This is a genomic window from Luteimonas deserti (assembly GCF_013425765.1).
Classification (GTDB): Bacteria; Pseudomonadota; Gammaproteobacteria; order Xanthomonadales; family Xanthomonadaceae; genus Luteimonas; species Luteimonas deserti.
In genome coordinates, this window is the sequence record NZ_JACCJZ010000020.1 from 19,200 (window position 1) to 35,147 (window position 15,948).

General features: G+C 67.8%; 12 protein-coding genes. 10 read left to right on the forward strand and 2 right to left on the reverse strand.

Features of this window, described 5'->3' with window-relative positions; genetic code table 11:
* Positions 1 to 9: 9 nt before the first annotated feature.
* Positions 10 to 1,839, reverse strand: a complete 1,830-nt coding sequence (gene typA / locus H0E82_RS12650) for a translational GTPase TypA (protein ID WP_180545822.1) — start codon at positions 1,837 to 1,839, stop codon at positions 10 to 12.
* A gap of 183 nt (positions 1,840 to 2,022) precedes the next feature.
* Between typA and H0E82_RS12655 the strand changes: the two genes are divergently transcribed.
* The 6 genes from H0E82_RS12655 (at position 2,023) to prpE (ending at position 9,108) form a co-directional block, all read left to right on the forward strand.
* Complete coding sequence (locus H0E82_RS12655; RefSeq protein ID WP_180545823.1) at positions 2,023 to 2,517, forward strand: peptidylprolyl isomerase; 495 nt, start codon at positions 2,023 to 2,025, stop codon at positions 2,515 to 2,517.
* Positions 2,518 to 3,422: 905 nt separating this feature from the next.
* On the forward strand, positions 3,423 to 4,622 hold the full coding sequence (locus tag H0E82_RS12660; RefSeq protein WP_180545824.1) for an aminotransferase class I/II-fold pyridoxal phosphate-dependent enzyme: 1,200 nt from the start codon (positions 3,423 to 3,425) through the stop codon (positions 4,620 to 4,622).
* Between the two features lie 9 nt (positions 4,623 to 4,631).
* Positions 4,632 to 4,985: a glutaredoxin family protein gene (locus H0E82_RS12665; RefSeq protein WP_180545825.1), complete on the forward strand. Its 354-nt coding sequence runs from the start codon at positions 4,632 to 4,634 to the stop codon at positions 4,983 to 4,985.
* Between the two features lie 51 nt (positions 4,986 to 5,036).
* Positions 5,037 to 6,023, forward strand: a complete 987-nt coding sequence (locus H0E82_RS12670) for a malate dehydrogenase (RefSeq protein ID WP_180545826.1) — start codon at positions 5,037 to 5,039, stop codon at positions 6,021 to 6,023.
* 90 nt (positions 6,024 to 6,113) lie between these two features.
* Complete coding sequence (locus H0E82_RS12675; RefSeq protein WP_180545827.1) at positions 6,114 to 7,094, forward strand: hypothetical protein; 981 nt, start codon at positions 6,114 to 6,116, stop codon at positions 7,092 to 7,094.
* Positions 7,095 to 7,206: 112 nt separating this feature from the next.
* Positions 7,207 to 9,108, forward strand: a complete 1,902-nt coding sequence (prpE, locus tag H0E82_RS12680) for a propionate--CoA ligase (RefSeq protein WP_180545828.1) — start codon at positions 7,207 to 7,209, stop codon at positions 9,106 to 9,108.
* 89 nt (positions 9,109 to 9,197) lie between these two features.
* Here the strand turns inward: prpE and H0E82_RS12685 are convergent, their stop codons facing one another.
* A complete protein-coding gene (locus H0E82_RS12685; RefSeq protein WP_235974307.1) occupies positions 9,198 to 10,448 on the reverse strand; it encodes a citrate synthase family protein in 1,251 nt (416 codons plus the stop codon).
* 69 nt (positions 10,449 to 10,517) lie between these two features.
* Here H0E82_RS12685 and prpB point away from each other — a divergent pair, with 69 nt between their 5' ends.
* The 4 genes from prpB (at position 10,518) to H0E82_RS12705 (ending at position 15,925) form a co-directional block, all read left to right on the forward strand.
* On the forward strand, positions 10,518 to 11,402 hold the full coding sequence (gene prpB / locus H0E82_RS12690) for a methylisocitrate lyase (RefSeq protein ID WP_180545829.1): 885 nt from the start codon (positions 10,518 to 10,520) through the stop codon (positions 11,400 to 11,402).
* A 52-nt stretch (positions 11,403 to 11,454) separates the two neighbouring features.
* A complete protein-coding gene (gene prpC, locus H0E82_RS12695) occupies positions 11,455 to 12,615 on the forward strand; it encodes a bifunctional 2-methylcitrate synthase/citrate synthase (protein ID WP_180545830.1) in 1,161 nt (386 codons plus the stop codon).
* A 123-nt stretch (positions 12,616 to 12,738) separates the two neighbouring features.
* Positions 12,739 to 15,336 (forward strand): Fe/S-dependent 2-methylisocitrate dehydratase AcnD, encoded by a 2,598-nt coding sequence (gene acnD / locus H0E82_RS12700; protein ID WP_180545831.1) that lies wholly within the window; start codon positions 12,739 to 12,741, stop codon positions 15,334 to 15,336.
* Between the two features lies 1 nt (position 15,337).
* Positions 15,338 to 15,925: a 2'-5' RNA ligase family protein gene (locus H0E82_RS12705; RefSeq protein WP_180545832.1), complete on the forward strand. Its 588-nt coding sequence runs from the start codon at positions 15,338 to 15,340 to the stop codon at positions 15,923 to 15,925.
* The last annotated feature ends 23 nt before the right edge of the window (positions 15,926 to 15,948 follow it).

Sequence of the window (15,948 nt, forward strand, 5' to 3'; positions counted from 1 at the left end):
GCGGGCCGGTCAAGCGGCGCGCGAGGCTCGCTTGCGGTCGCTCTCGGTCAGCAGCTTCTTGCGCAGGCGGATTTCCTTCGGCGTGACCTCGACCAGCTCGTCGTCCTCGATGAAGTCCAGTGCCTGCTCCAGCGTGTACTTCAGCGCCGGGGTCAGCTTGATCGCATCGTCCTTGCCGGACGCGCGCACGTTGGTCAGCGGCTTGCCCTTGATGACGTTGACCGTGAGGTCGTTGTCCTTGGAGTGGATGCCGACCAGCTGACCTTCGTACACGTTGTCGCCTTCCGCGGCGAACAGCCGGCCGCGCTCTTCCAGCGGTCCGAGCGAGTAGGCCGGGGTCATGCCGGGCGCATTGGCGATCATCACACCGTTGTTGCGCTTGGCGATCGCGCCGGTTTCCTTCGGGCCGTAATGGTCGAACACGTGGAACAGCAGGCCCGAACCCTGGGTCAGGGTCTTGAACTCGTTCTGGAAGCCGATCAGGCCACGCGCCGGAATCATGTAGTCGAGACGCACGCGCCCCTTGCCGTCCGATTCCATGTTCTTGAGCTGGCCCTTGCGGGTGCCCAGCTTCTCCATCACGCCGCCCTGGTGGATTTCCTCGACGTCGACCACGAGCTGCTCGACCGGCTCCATCAGCTGGCCGTCGATCTCCTTGATGATCACTTCGGGGCGCGAAACGGCCAGCTCGAAACCTTCGCGGCGCATGTTCTCGATCAGCACCGACAGGTGCAGCTCGCCGCGGCCCGAGACCAGGAACTTGTCGGCGTCGGCGGTTTCCTCGACCTTCAGCGCCACGTTGTGCAGGGTCTCGCGCTCCAGGCGCTCGCGGATCTGGCGGCTGGTGATGAACTTGCCGCCGCTGTGTTCCTTGCTGCCCGCGAACGGCGAGTTGTTGACCTGAAAGGTCATCGAGATCGTCGGCTCGTCGACGGTCAACGCGGGCAGGGCCTCGGGCGTGTCGAGCTGGCAGACGGTGTCGGAGATCGAGAGATCCTGCACGCCGGCGATCGCGACGATGTCGCCCGCGTGCGCTTCCTCCACTTCCACGCGCTCCAGGCCGAGGAAGCCGAGCACCTGCACCACCTTGCCCTGGCGCTTCTTGCCCTCGCGGTCGACCACGCTGACCGGCTGGTTCTTCTTCAGCTTGCCGCGCTGGATGCGGCCGATGCCGATCAGGCCGACGAAGTTGTTGTAGTCGAGCTGGCTGATGCGCATCTGGAACGGGCCGTCACGGTCGACGTCCGGCGGCGCCACGTGCTGCATGATCGCCTCGTACAGCGGGGTCATGTCGCCCGAGCGCGCGGAATCGTCGAGGCTGGCGTAGCCGTGCAGCGCCGAGGCGTAGACGATCGGGAAATCCAGCTGCTCGTTGGTCGCGCCGAGCTTGTCGAACAGGTCGAACACCTGGTCGATCACCCAGTCCGGACGGGCGCCGGGACGGTCGATCTTGTTGACGACGACGATCGGCTTGAAGCCCATCGCGAACGCCTTCTGGGTGACGAAGCGCGTCTGCGGCATCGGGCCGTCCATCGCGTCGACCAGGATCAGCACCGAGTCGACCATCGACAGCACGCGCTCGACCTCGCCGCCGAAGTCGGCATGGCCCGGGGTGTCGACGATGTTGATCCGGTTCCCGTTCCAGTTGATGGCGGTGTTCTTGGCCAGGATCGTGATGCCACGCTCCTTTTCCTGGTCGTTGCTGTCCATCACGCGCTCGGTGAGGACGGTCCGCTCCGACAGGGTGCCGGACTGCTTGAGGAGACAGTCGACCAGGGTCGTCTTGCCGTGGTCGACGTGGGCGACGATGGCGATGTTGCGCAGGCGTTCGATGGACATGGGCAAGGCTGCGCCAGAGTCGAAGACCGGGGCGCACAGAAGTCAGTGAATGAGCCCGGAATTATACCGTGTTGCGCCGCCGCATGGCGCGCGGAGGCTTCAGCCGGCTTGAATTACGGGAGGGCGGCCGCATCTAGCCGGTTCGCCGGCCTCCCGGCGGCCTTTCCCACTCCAGGATTCCTCATGTCCCTGAACGCCGTATTCGACACCGACCGTGGCCAGATCCGCGTCGAGCTGTTTGCCGACAAGGCACCGCTGACCGTCGCCAACTTCGTCAACCTGGCCAAGCGCGGCTTCTACGACGGCCTGGGTTTCCACCGGGTGATTCCGGACTTCATGATCCAGGGCGGCTGCCCCGAGGGCTCCGGCCGCGGCGGCCCGGGCTACCGGTTCGAGGACGAGACCAACAACGGCGTCAAGCACGACCGTGGGGTGCTCTCGATGGCCAATGCCGGTCCGAATACCAACGGAAGCCAGTTCTTCATCACCCACATCAAGACCGATTGGCTCGACGGGAAGCACACCGTGTTCGGCAAGGTCACCGAAGGCCTCGATGTCGTCGATGCGGTGAAGCAGGGCGATGCCATCAAGTCGGTGACGATCGAGGGCGATGCGGACGCAGTGCTCGCAGCCAAGGCCGACCGCGTGGCCGAATGGAACAAGACGCTCGCGGCATGAGTGCGAGGACAGGCCGGCCACGCCGGTCTGTCCTGTTTCCGGACCGTGCGGCGCCGATCTGGCCAGGGCTATGTGGAGAATCATCCGCCCTGGTTCTCACTCCACGCGCCGGCTGTGATGCAGCAGCGCCGCAGTCCGGTATCGATGCCTCCAGCCCGTGTCGCCGAAGCGGGCAGCGCCTGGCTTGAGTGAGTCACGTGAGGTTCTGGAGTGTGTGATCCGGCCGGCGCCGATGCGTCGTGGCGATTCACGCGGTGGACTAGTCGCCCCATCTGCCCGTGCATCGTGCGAACGGCGTATGGCGAGCCGCCACGGCCGGCCGGGTTGAACCGAGAGGGCGTCTTTCCCTGATGCCGCCACGTCGATGAAGGCGCCGGCGTAATTGCGAGCCTGCAGGTGCTGGACCCCGGTGCACGCTGCGCCGCAGCGGGTCCGGCAACCGGCGCATGATCCTGGTCTGGCACCGCGCGTTCACGGAATACGATTGTCAGGCCATCTGGATGGCGATTCGCAGGCGACGGTCGCGCCTCCGACATGAAGCGCAGATCCGATCGGCTGCCTGGCCCGCGCGAAGCTCGGGGCCTGCAGCGACATCGCCTTCGCGGAGCGCGATCATGGGTGCGCGTCCGGCGGGTGCAATTTTCGGCGATACCCCTGTGGCGCCCTACCGTCACCGCAGCGGCCCGGCAGCCCGATGCCGTTCCCCGGCTGCACGCCTGCATGACAGGGGCAGGCAGCGGAAACGACCATCTCGACCGCAACGACGGGTGGGCCAGGAACCCGACCGCCGCCGACCCGCGCGTGGTCGACACGTCCGCCGGGCACGGCCGGGCCGCGTGCTACCATCTGCCGCCGAAAAACAGCGGGTCCACCGCCTTCCAGCCGCTCCAGAACGAGGTTGTGCGATGCCTACGCTCGCCCGGCGCACCGGCCGCGCCAAGCCCAGCGCCATCATGCAGGTCGCCGAGAAGGCCAGGCGCCTGAAGGCGGAGGGGCGGGACATCATCAGCTTCTCGATCGGCGTGCCCAATTTCCTGCCGGGTCCCCACGTCTATGCGGCCGCACGCGATGCGCTCGAGCACGACAGCGGCCAGTACGGCAGCAACCGCGGCAGCGACGCGCTGCTGGATGCGTTCATCGGACATCTCGACCGCATCGGCCTGCCGGGCTACACCCGCGCGCATTGCGCCAGCGGCATCGGCGCCAAGCACATCCTCTATACGCTCGCCGAGGTGCTGCTCGACGAAGGCGACGGCTTCGCGTTCGCAACGCCCTACTGGACGACCTATCTGGACATCGCCGAGATCGTCGGCGCCGACATCCAGTTGCTGCCGTGCCCGCCCGAGCAGGACTACAAGCTGACGCCGGCGCAACTCGAGGCCGCGCTGGCGGCCAAGCCCAAGGTCTTCCTGTTCAACAACCCGTCGAATCCGACCGGCATGGTCTATACGCGGGGCGAAATCGCCGCGTTGGCCGAGGTGCTGGTGCGCCACCCGGACACGTGGATCGTCACCGACGACATCTACAACCGGATGGTGTTCGACGGCGTCGGCTACCACAACGTCGTCCAGGCACGGCCCGAGCTGCGCGAGCGCACGGTCTTCGTCGACTCGCTGTCCAAGACCTACGGCATGCCGGGCTGGCGCGTCGGGCTGCTGGCCGGTCCCGAGACCGTCGCCAGGGCCTTCGCGACGATGAATTCGAACCACATCACCAACGTGCCCGAGGTGGTCACGGCCGCCGCGGTCGCCGCGTTGAACGGCCCCCAGGACGTGCCGGAGGCCAAGTGCGCCGAGTTCCAGGCGCGTCGCGATGTGGTGATGGCGGCGCTGGCGGAGATTCCGGGCGTGGTCTGTCCGAAGCCGGCCGGTGCGTTCTACGTGTTCCCCGACATCAGCGTCGCATTCGGAAGGTCGCACGGCGGTCGGCGCATCGACACCGACGTGGACCTGTGCACCGCGCTCCTCGAAACGAAGGGTGTCGCCTGCGTGCCGGGGTCGGCCTTCGGCGAGCCGCGCAGCTTGCGCATCAGCTACACCTGTCCCGAAGCGCAGCTCGCGCCCGGGCTCGCCCGCATCCGCGAGTTCTTCGCGGAGCTGACCTGAGTCTGCGGCGTGCGGATTCTCGTGCTGCTCGGAACGCTCGCGCTCGCAGGTGCCTGGCTGCATCTCCACGGCGCCGCACCGCAACTGCAAGCGGACGATCCCCGCAGGGGGACCGGGGAGACGGGCATCGTCATGCTCGCGGCGGAGTGGTGCGGTTACTGCCGTCGGCAGCAGGCCGAATTCGCCGCGGCCAAGGTGCGTTACCGCGTGCTGGACATCGACACGCCCGACGGTGCGCGGGCCATGCGTGCGATCGGCGCGCGCGGTGTTCCGGTCACCGTGATCGGCCAGCAGGTGGTGCGCGGTTACGACACCGCGGCACTGGCCGACCGGCTGCAACCGCTGGGGTATCGGATCTACTGATCGCCCGGCCCGTTCCACAAATTCCCCCCGCATGAACAAGAAGGACATTCCATGAAGACTCCCGTCCGTGTTGCCGTGACCGGTGCTGCCGGCCAGATCGGCTACGCCCTGCTGTTCCGCATCGCCTCCGGCGAAATGCTGGGCAAGGACCAGCCGGTGATCCTGCAGCTGCTCGAGCTGCCGATCGACAAGGCGCAGGCCGCGCTCAAGGGCGTGATCATGGAGCTCGAGGACTGCGCGTTCCCGCTGCTGGCCGGCGTCATCGGCACCGACGATGCGGAAGTCGCGTTCAAGGACGTCGACATCGCGCTGCTCGTCGGCGCGCGTCCGCGCGGCCCGGGCATGGAGCGCAAGGATCTGCTGCTCGAGAACGCCAAGATCTTCACCGCCCAGGGCGCGGCGCTGAACAAGGTCGCTTCGCGTGACGTCAAGGTGCTGGTGGTCGGCAACCCGGCCAACACCAACGCCTACATCGCCATGAAGTCGGCGCCGGATCTCAACCCGCGTAACTTCACCGCGATGCTGCGCCTCGACCACAACCGCGCGCTGAGCCAGCTGGCAGCCAAGGCCGAGGTCGCCGTCGGCGACATCGAGGGCCTGATCGTCTGGGGCAACCACAGCCCGACCATGTACCCGGACTACCGCTTCGCCACCGCGAACGGCGTCAACCTCAAGGACAAGGTCGGCGACGCCGACTGGAACGCCAACACCTTCATCCCGCAGGTCGGCAAGCGCGGCGCGGCGATCATCGAAGCGCGCGGCCTGTCGTCGGCGGCCTCGGCCGCCAATGCCGCCATCGACCACATCCGCGACTGGGTGCTGGGCAGCAACGGCAAGTGGGTGACGATGGGCGTGCCGTCCGACGGCAGCTACGGCATCCCCGAAGGCGTGATCTTCGGCTTCGCGGTGACCACGCAGAACGGCGAGTACACGCTGGTCAAGGACCTCGAAGTCGACGACTTCAGCCAGAAGGCCATCGACAAGACCCTGGCCGAGCTCGAGGAAGAGCGCAGCGGCGTGGCGCATCTGCTGGGCTGACCGCAGCCGTAGGGGTGTACAAGAAGCGCCGGGATTCCCGGCGCTTTTTTTTGCCTGGCCATTGCGGCGGGTGGCCGAAGGGGGAGGCACATGATCGTTCCGCAGTACTGGGCCGAAGGCCGGTTGCAACACCGCACGAGGGGCCGGCAGGTCACCGTGCGCCGTTTCGGCTGGTCCGACCTCAGCCTGGAAGACGCCCAGGCACTGGCCGATGCACGTACGCGTGAGGCCTTCGAGCGGGTGCTGGCCGGCGAGGCGCTCCCGCGCCGTGAGGCCAGGCGGCCCTACAACGGGTCTGAGGGCGTGCCGATCCGCGAGGAGATCGTGGCGCGCGAGGGCGACAGCGTCATCACCCGCAACGCCTACGGCGCGCGCTGCCTCAACACGCCGCGCGCCTTGTTCGTGGACATCGATTTCCACGATCCGGGCCCGGACCGTGCGCTTCGATGGGGCTGCCGGGTGCCGTTGCTGATGCTCGCGGCGGGCATCGGCGGCGCAGCGGGTTCGTGGCTGGTCGGGCTTCTGGCGACGGGCATCGCGCTCGCCCTGGGTGCGTGGATCGCGCGTCGCATCCACGCCGCGCGCCGGAACAGGGACGGTGGCCCGGCCGCGGCGGCGGACCGGCGGATCGAGGCGTTCGTGCGCCAGCATCCGGCGTGGCGCCTGCGGCAGTACGCGACACCCGCGGGCGTGCGACTGCTCGCCCTGCATCGCGGCTTCGATCCGCGCGAGCAGGAGGTGGCGACGTGCTTCGCCGCGTTGGGGGCCGATCCGGTGTACGCGCTGATGTGCGTGCGGCAGCGCTGCTTCCGCGCCCGGGTCAGCCCCAAGCCGTGGCGGATCGGCATCGAGCGGCACATCCGTCCACGGCCCGGTACCTGGCCGATCGACCCCGCACGCATGCCGGAGCGGCGTCGTTGGATCGAGGACTACGAGCGGCGCGCCGAGGGATTTGCCGCGTGCCGCTACGTGCGCACCCTCGGCGAGGGCGCGGCCGACCCGGCGATCGATGCAGTGCGCGCGCTGCACGACGCGCTCTGCCGCGCGGAGCGCACCTTGCCGCTGGCGTGAACGGCGCCTGCCCGCGGGCAGGCGCGGGCCCGCCCATGCGACGAAGGTCGAGCGGTCCGGGTCCGGGGCGCCGGGCTATGCTGCGGCACGTCGTCGCGTCCGGAGTGTCGACATGGGCTACGAGGCCTTCCACCGCCGTTCCATCGAGGACCCCGAGGGCTTCTGGGGCGAGCAGGCGCGGGCGATCCACTGGCACACCGCGCCGCAGCGGATCCTCGACGATTCGAACCCGCCGTTCCGCAAGTGGTTCGTCGGCGGCCAGACCAACCTCTGCTACAACGCCGTCGACCGGCATCACGAGGCGCGCGGTGACCAGCTCGCGCTCGTTGCGATCTCGACCGAGACCAACGAGACCCGCGAACTCACCTATACGCAGCTGCATCGCGAGGTCAACGATTTCGCCGCGGTGCTCGTGGCGCTCGGCGTGGGCCGCGGCGACCGCGTCGTCATCTACATGCCCAACATGGCCGAGGCCGTGTTCGCGATGCTGGCCTGCGCGCGCATCGGTGCAGTGCATTCGGTGGTCTTCGGCGGTTTCGCCGCGCACAACCTGGCGCTGCGCATCGACGATGCGACGCCGGCGCTGTTGATCGCCGCCGATGCCGGCAGCCGCGGCGGCAAGATCATTCCGTACAAGCCGTTGATCGATGCCGCGTGCGCGGAGGCGAAGTCGCCACCGCCCAAGGTATTGATCGTCGACCGCGGCCTCGCGCCGGGTTACACACGCGTCGAAGGCCGCGACCTCGACTACGCCGCGCTGCGCGCGCAACACGCCGGCACCGACGTGCCGGTGACCTGGCTGGAATCCAACGAGCCGAGCTATCTGCTCTACACCTCCGGCACCACCGGCAAGCCCAAGGGCGTGCAGCGCGATGTCGGCGGCTATGCGGTCGCGATGGCGCTGTCGATGTGGTCGATCTACGACATCCGCGCCGGCCAGGTGATGTTCTCCACCTCGGACGTGGGCTGGGCCGTGGGCCATTCCTACAACGTCTACGGGCCGCTGATCGCGGGGGCGACCTCGATTCTCTACGAAGGCCTGCCGACCACGCCCGATCCCGGCATCTGGTGGAAGATCTGCGCCCACTACGGTGTGCGCACGATGTTCTCGTCGCCCACCGGCATCCGCGTGCTGAAGAAGCAGGATCCGAAGTTCCTCGCGCAATACGACCTGTCGCAGCTGCGCTACCTGTTTCTCGCCGGCGAGCCGCTCGACGGACCGACGGCGACGTGGATCAGCGACGGTCTCGGCGGCACGACCGTCATCGACAACTACTGGCAGACCGAAACCGGCTGGCCGGTGCTGGCGCTGATGCCGGGGGTCGAACTCCGACCGGTGAAATTCGGGTCCCCGGGCCTGCCGACGCCGGGTTTCGATCTGCGCGTGATCGACGAGGCCACCGGCGCGCGCGTGCCGCCCGGCACCAAGGGTGTGCTGGTGATCCGGCCGCCGCTGCCGCCGGGCTGCATGACCACGGTCTGGAACGACGATGCGCGCTTTGTGTCGAGCTATTTCTCGCACTTCAGCGAGCTGCTCTACAGCTCGCTGGACTGGGCGATCCAGGACGAGGCCGGCTACACCTTCATCCTCGGCCGCACCGACGATGTCATCAACGTCGCCGGCCATCGTCTCGGTACGCGCGAGATCGAGGAAGCGGTGTCCAGCCACCCGGCGGTGGCCGAGGCCGCGGTGATCGGTGTCGCCGACGCGCTCAAGGGCCAGGTGCCGGTGGTGTTCGCCACGCTCAAGCAGACCGCCGCGGATGCGGTGGCGCAGCAGGCGACGGCGGCCGAGATGATGCGCACGGTCGCCGATCAGCTGGGCGCGGTGGCCCGGCCGGCGCGCGTCTACGTGGTCAACGCCCTGCCGAAGACGCGCTCGGGCAAATTGCTGCGGCGGTCGCTGCAGGCGCTGGCGGAAGCCCGGGATCCGGGGGATCTCTCGACGCTGGATGATCCGAACGCGCTGGAGGATGTGCGTCGCGTGCTGGAGCGGGGCGCGGACGCGGGCTGAGTGCTCGTCTCCAGGCGCGCTCGCGCGCGGAGGGTGTGCCGGAGCGCCGGTGCGCGTGGGCGCGCCGTCGCGCGCCTGCACGCGCACCGTCATTCCGCCGGCGCGACGCCGGTGTAATGCGCGCGCGGGCGGATCAGCATGCCCAGTTCCTGCTGTTCCAGCGCATGCGCCAGCCAGCCCGCGAGGCGGCCGGCGGCGAACATGCACAATGCCGGCGTCGCCGGCAGGCCGTGCACGAAGCAGATCGCCGCGAGCATGCCGTCGATGTTGGGATGCCGGCCGCTGGTCTCGGCCGCCGAGTGCAGTACCGCCTCCACCTGCTGCATGCGTGCATCACCCGCATGACGTGCGCGCAGCATCGCCAGCACTTCGGCGGCGCGCGGATCACCGTCGGGATACAGCACGTGATGGAAGCCGGGCAGGTCGTCGCCGCGTTGCCAGCGCTCGGCCACGAAGGCGGCGGGCGAGGGGGCGTCGCAGGCCTCGCGGATCAGCGCATGCGCGCGCGCGGTCGCGCCGCCGTGACGCGGTCCCGACAGCGCAGCGAGACCCGCGCACACCGTGGCATGCAGATGCGCGCCGGTCGAGGCGACCACGCGGGCGGCGAATGCCGAGACATTGAGTTCGTGGTCCGCGCACAGCACCAGGGCCGCGCGCACCAGTTCGGAGAAGGCCGCGTCACCCGGGCGCCAGGACTCGGCCAGCAGCGCATGCACGGGCCGCGCATCCGGCGAGCCGGCGACGAGCAACGCGGCGTTCTGGCGCAGCAGTGTCGCGGCGACGCCGCGCTTGGCGGCCGGCGCGGCGCTCAGCGAATGCCGCAGGTCCGGGGCGAGCAGGGGGATCGCCGCCATCGCGCGTTCGATCGGCGGCAGCGTGGCGTCGCCGGCGATCGCCGCCGCGCGCGCGGGCCAGTGGCCGGCGTCGGCATCGAACGGATCGGCGTCGCCGCAATCCCACAGCAGGCGTGCGGTGTCTTCGAGCGTGGCGCCGCTGCGCACCATCGCCACCGCCGAGCGCCCGCGGTAATAGGGGCTGTCGGGCCGGATCAGGGAGATCCGGGTCTCCATCACCGGCAGGCCGCGGTCGAGGCTCTGCGCCGCACCGCGCGCCGCACCTCGGCCGGCGCGCTTGCGCTGGGTGAGGCGTTCGACGTCCTGGCGCAGGTAGACACGGCTGCGGTGGTCGGCGCCGGGGCGCGATTCGAGCAGGCCCCGGCTGACGTAGGCATAGAGTGTCGCGGTGCTGATGCCGAGCGCCGCGCAGGCCTCGGCCGCGGACATCAGGTCGCCGTCGCGTGCATTCACCTTGAATCCCGATGTATTGATTGATTCGATCAAGATTGATCAACCTGTCGGATGGTGCCAGATTGCATGCCGTCGCGGTACACCGCAGTCCGGAGTCAGCCCATGTCCACGCTTTCCGCAGGCGCGAAATTCCGCGCCGCGCTCGCTGCCGAATCGCCGCTGCAGGTGATCGGCGCGATCAACGCCAACCACGCGCTGCTGGCCAAGCGCGCCGGCTTCCAGGCGATCTACCTCTCGGGCGGCGGCGTCGCCGCGGGCTCGCTGGGCCTGCCGGACCTCGGCATCAATACGATCGAGGACGTGTTGATCGACGTGCGCCGCATCACCGACGTCTGCGACCTGCCGCTGCTGGTCGACATCGACACCGGCTTCGGGCCGAGCGCGTTCAACATCGAGCGCACGGTGAAGTCGCTGATCAAGGCCGGCGCAGCGGCCTGCCACATCGAGGACCAGGTCGGCGCCAAGCGCTGCGGCCATCGTCCGGGCAAGGAGATCGTGTCGCAGGGCGAGATGGTCGACCGGGTCAAGGCCGCGGCCGATGCGAAGACCGATCCCGACTTCTTCCTGATCGCGCGCACCGATGCGATCCAGGTCGACGGCGTGGACGCCGCAATCGAACGCGCCATCGCCTGCGTCGAGGCCGGCGCCGACGGCATCTTCGCCGAGGCGGCCTACGACCTCGACACCTATCGCCGCTTCGTCGACGCGGTCAAGGTGCCGGTCCTCGCCAACATCACCGAGTTCGGCAAGACGCCGCTGTTCACCCGCGACGAGCTGGCCTCGGCCGGGGTCGCGATCCAGCTGTTCCCGCTGTCGGCGTTCCGCGCCGCCAACAGGGCCGCCGAAGCGGTGTACACCGCGGTGCGCCGCGACGGACACCAGCAGAGCGTCGTCGATGCGATGCAGACCCGCGAGGAGCTCTACGAGCGCATCGGCTACCACGCCTTCGAGCAGCGCCTCGACGCGCTGTTCGCCTCGAAGAAGTAAGCGACTTCCGATCATTCCATCCGTGCCCGCGGGCATCCAACGGAGATTCCAGATGAGCGACACCGCCACCACCGCCCCCGGCTTCAAGCCGAAGAAGTCCGTCGCGCTGAGCGGCACGGCCGCCGGCAACACCGCGCTGTGCACCGTCGGCCGCAGTGGCAACGACCTGCACTACCGCGGCTACGACATCCTCGATCTCGCGCGCACCAGCGAGTTCGAGGAGATCGCCTATCTGCTGGTTCACGGCAAGCTGCCCAACGAGGCGGAACTGCGCGGCTACAAGGCCAAGCTGAAGTCCCTGCGCGGCATTCCGGCCGCGGTGAAGGCCGCGCTCGAGGAACTGCCGCCGTCCGCGCATCCGATGGACGTCATGCGTACCGGCGTCTCGGTGCTCGGCTGCGTGCAGCCGGAGAAGGACGACCACAACCATCCCGGTGCGCGCGACATCGCCGACAAGCTGATGGCCTCGCTCGGCTCGATGCTGCTGTACTGGTATCACTGGAGCCACAACGGTCGCGCGATCGACGTCGAGACCGATGACGATTCGATCGGCGGGCATTTCCTGCACCTGCTGCACGGTCACGCGCCGCGCGACTCCTGGGTCAAGGCCATGCACACCTCGCTGATCCTCTACGCCGAGCACGAGTTCAATGCATCGACCTTCGCCAGCCGCGTCGTCGCCGGCACCGGCAGCGACATGCATTCGTGCATCACGGCCGGCATCGGCGCGTTGCGCGGTCCGAAGCACGGCGGCGCGAACGAGGTGGCGTTCGAAGTGCAGAAGCGTTACGACACGCCGGACGAAGCGGAGGCCGACATCCGCGCACGCGTGGAAAAGAAGGAAGTGATCATCGGCTTCGGCCACCCCGTCTACACGGTCAGCGACCCGCGCAACGAGGTCATCAAGACCGTGGCCCGCGAGCTGTCGGACGAAGTGGGCAGCCGCAAGATGTACGACATTGCCGAGCGTCTGGAAACGGTGATGTGGGACATCAAGAAGATGTTCCCGAATCTCGACTGGTTCAGCGCGGTGAGCTACCACATGATGGGCGTGCCGACCGCGATGTTCACCCCGCTGTTCGTCATCGCGCGTACGGCCGGCTGGAGCGCCCACGTCATCGAGCAGCGCATCGACGGAAAGATCATCCGCCCCAGCGCGAACTACACCGGGCCCGAGGACCAGGCCTTCGTGCCGATCGCCGAACGCAATTAAGCCTTTGCTCGTCATCTCCGCAATCGCGGGGATCCAGCGACTTTCGTCGAACGACAGCGATGCACTGGACTCCCGCTTGTGTGGAACGAGCTTGATACATTTCCTTCTTCTCGAACGCCCGCCATGAACAGCCAGCACCGCAAACCCCTTCCCGGCACGAAGCTCGACTGGTTCGACGCGCGCGCAGCTGTAGACGCGCTCGCGCCAGGCGCGTATGACCGCATGTCCTACACCGCACGCGTGCACGCCGAGAATCTGGTGCGGCGCTGCGACCCCGCGCTGCTCGACGATGCGCTGCGCCAGTTGATCGAACTGCGCCAGGACATCGACTTTCCGTGGTATCCGGCGCGCGTGGTCTGCCACGACATCCTCGGGCAGACCGCGCTGGTGGATCTGGCCGGGCTGCGCGATGCGATCGCCGATCAGGGCGGGGACCCGGCCAAGGTCAATCCTGTCGTGCCGGTGCAGCTGATCGTCGACCACTCGCTGGCGGTGGAGTGCGGTGGCTATGACCCGGATGCGTTCACCCGGAACCGCGAGATCGAAGACCGCCGCAATGCCGACCGCTTCCACTTCATCGACTGGACCAAACAGGCCTTCCGCAACGTCGAGGTGATTCCGCCGGGCAACGGGATCATGCACCAGATCAATCTGGAGAAGATGTCGCCGGTGGTCTACGTGCAGGACGGCGTCGCGTTCCCGGACACCTGCGTCGGTACCGACAGCCACACGCCGCATGTCGATGCGCTGGGCGTGATCGCGATCGGCGTCGGCGGACTCGAAGCCGAGAACGTCATGCTCGGTCGCGCGTCGTGGATGCGCACGCCGGAGATCGTCGGCGTCGAACTCGCGGGGCGTCCAGGCCCCGGCATCACCGCGACCGATGTCGTGCTGGCGCTGACCGAATTCCTGCGCAAGTCGAAGGTCGTCGGTGCATATCTGGAATTCCGCGGACCCGGCGCGGCCGCGCTGTCGGTCGGTGATCGCGCGACGATCTCCAACATGGCGCCCGAGTACGGCGCCACCGCGGCGATGTTCTTCATCGACGACAACACGCTCGACTATCTGCGTCTGACCGGCCGCGAAGACACCCAGGTCGCGCTGGTCGAGACCTACGCCAAGGCCGCCGGCCTGTGGGCGGATTCGCTGGCCAGCGCCGAATACGTGCGCACGCTGCACTTCGACCTGTCGAGCGTGGTCCGCAACATGGCCGGCCCGTCGAACCCGCACAAACGCGTGGCGACCAGCGATCTCGCCGCCAGCGGCATCGCCGGCGCGTGGGAGATGCCGACCGACGGCACGATGCCCGACGGCGCGGTGATCATCGCCGCGATCACCAGCTGCACGAACACCTCGAACCCGCGCAACGTCATCGCCGCCGGTTTGCTCGCACGCAACGCGCGTGCGCGCGGCCTGACGCGCAAGCCGTGGGTCAAGAGCTCACTCGCGCCGGGCTCCAAGGCCGTGCAGCTGTACCTCGAAGAGAGCGGCCTGCTGCCCGATCTCGAGCAGCTCGGCTTCGGCATCGTCGCCTTCGCCTGCACCACCTGCAACGGCATGAGCGGCGCGCTGGATCCTGCGATCCAGCAGGAGATCATCGACCGGGATCTGTATGCGACCGCCGTGCTCAGCGGCAACCGCAACTTCGACGGCCGCATCCATCCTTATGCCAAGCAGGCCTTCCTCGCGTCACCGCCGCTGGTCATCGCCTACGCGATCGCCGGCACCGTGCGCTTCGACATCGAGAAGGACGTGCTCGGCATCGACCACGACGGCAACGCGGTGACGCTCAAGGATCTCTGGCCATCCGATGAAGAAATCGACGCGGTGGTCAAGGCCAGCGTCAAGCCGGAACAGTTCCGCGCCGTCTATGGCCCGATGTTCAAACTGCACGTCGACACCGGCGAGCGCGTCACGCCGCTGTACGACTGGCGGCCCATGAGCACCTACATCCGACGGCCCCCGTATTGGGAGGGTGCCTTGGCCGGCGCGCGCACGCTGACCGGCATGCGACCGCTCGCGGTGCTGGGCGACAACATCACGACGGACCACCTCTCGCCGTCGAACGCGATCATGGCCGACAGCGCGGCCGGCGAGTACCTCGCGAAGATGGGCGTGCCGGAAGAAGACTTCAATTCCTACGCGACCCATCGCGGCGATCACCTCACCGCGCAGCGCGCCACGTTCGCCAATCCGAAACTCGTCAACGAGATGGCGATCGTCGACGGCACGGTGCGCCAGGGGTCACTGGCGCGCATCGAGCCGGAAGGCCAGGTCGTCCGCATGTGGGAAGCGATCGAGACCTACATGGCGCGCAAGCAGCCGCTGGTGATCATCGCCGGCGCCGATTACGGCCAGGGCAGCTCGCGCGACTGGGCGGCCAAGGGCGTGCGTCTGGCGGGCGTGGAAGCGATCGTCGCCGAAGGCTTCGAGCGCATCCACCGTACCAACCTGATCGGCATGGGCGTGCTGCCGTTGGAGTTCCAGCCCGGCGTGACCCGCCTGACGCTCGGCATCGACGGCACCGAAACCTTCGACGTGATCGGCGACTGCACGCCGCGCGCGATCCTCACGCTGGTGATCCACAGGACCGACGGCACCCAAGTCAATGTGCCGGTGCTGTGCCGTCTCGATTCCGACGAGGAGGCATCGGTATACGAAGCCGGCGGTGTGCTGCAGCGGTTTGCGCAGGATTTTCTGGAATCTTCGAAAGTCGCTTGAGATGGCTGCAGTGTCTCCATCACCGCGGATTTTTTTCGCCATCCTGCCGACCGTGCAATGGCGCGCGGAAGCGCTGCAGCGTTTGGTCGAGCTCGGGCTGGAGAGCGCGCTGGGCGGAAAGATGTTCTCGCCTGAGAACTGGCACCAATCGCTCTCGGAGAGGATATTCAATCCAACAGCGGAGCAATGCGAAAAACTGCAACGAGTCGGCGCGAGCATCACAGCACACGCATGCACGTTGCAGTTCAACCGCATCGAAGGGCCGGAGCTCAAAAGTGGCAATCAACACTGCACGCTGCGCGCTTTTGGTGTGCCGAAAGCATTCAAGGCGCTGCACGAAGCGGTGAAGGCGGCACTTGTCAAAGCTGAGTTCGCAGAGATCGCGACAGGTGTGACGCCCCACATCACCTTGAGCTACAAAGCCAAGAGGTCCTTCGCGAACATCACGATCGAGCCTCCCATCCCGTGGGCTCTTAGTGAGTTGTGCCTCATCGTCGGCGGCGGAGATCCTTACCGTCACGAGGTGATTGGCCGCTGGCCATTGCTGCACGAGCTGGACCCGCCAGTCGTGCAGGAAGCGCTCTTCTAGTAACCCATCCGCTATCCAAGCCG

Bases quoted from the DNA above. Each gene is read 5' to 3' on its own strand.
- typA (WP_180545822.1), bottom strand. From the start codon at position 1,839: ATGTCCATCGAACGCCTGCGCAACATCGCCATCGTCGCCCACGTCGAC.
- H0E82_RS12655 (WP_180545823.1), top strand. From the start codon at position 2,023: ATGTCCCTGAACGCCGTATTCGACACCGACCGTGGCCAGATCCGCGTC.
- H0E82_RS12660 (WP_180545824.1), top strand. From the start codon at position 3,423: ATGCCTACGCTCGCCCGGCGCACCGGCCGCGCCAAGCCCAGCGCCATC.
- H0E82_RS12670 (WP_180545826.1), top strand. From the start codon at position 5,037: ATGAAGACTCCCGTCCGTGTTGCCGTGACCGGTGCTGCCGGCCAGATC.
- H0E82_RS12675 (WP_180545827.1), top strand. From the start codon at position 6,114: ATGATCGTTCCGCAGTACTGGGCCGAAGGCCGGTTGCAACACCGCACG.
- prpE (WP_180545828.1), top strand. From the start codon at position 7,207: ATGGGCTACGAGGCCTTCCACCGCCGTTCCATCGAGGACCCCGAGGGC.
- prpB (WP_180545829.1), top strand. From the start codon at position 10,518: ATGTCCACGCTTTCCGCAGGCGCGAAATTCCGCGCCGCGCTCGCTGCC.
- prpC (WP_180545830.1), top strand. From the start codon at position 11,455: ATGAGCGACACCGCCACCACCGCCCCCGGCTTCAAGCCGAAGAAGTCC.
- acnD (WP_180545831.1), top strand. From the start codon at position 12,739: ATGAACAGCCAGCACCGCAAACCCCTTCCCGGCACGAAGCTCGACTGG.
- H0E82_RS12705 (WP_180545832.1), top strand. From the start codon at position 15,338: ATGGCTGCAGTGTCTCCATCACCGCGGATTTTTTTCGCCATCCTGCCG.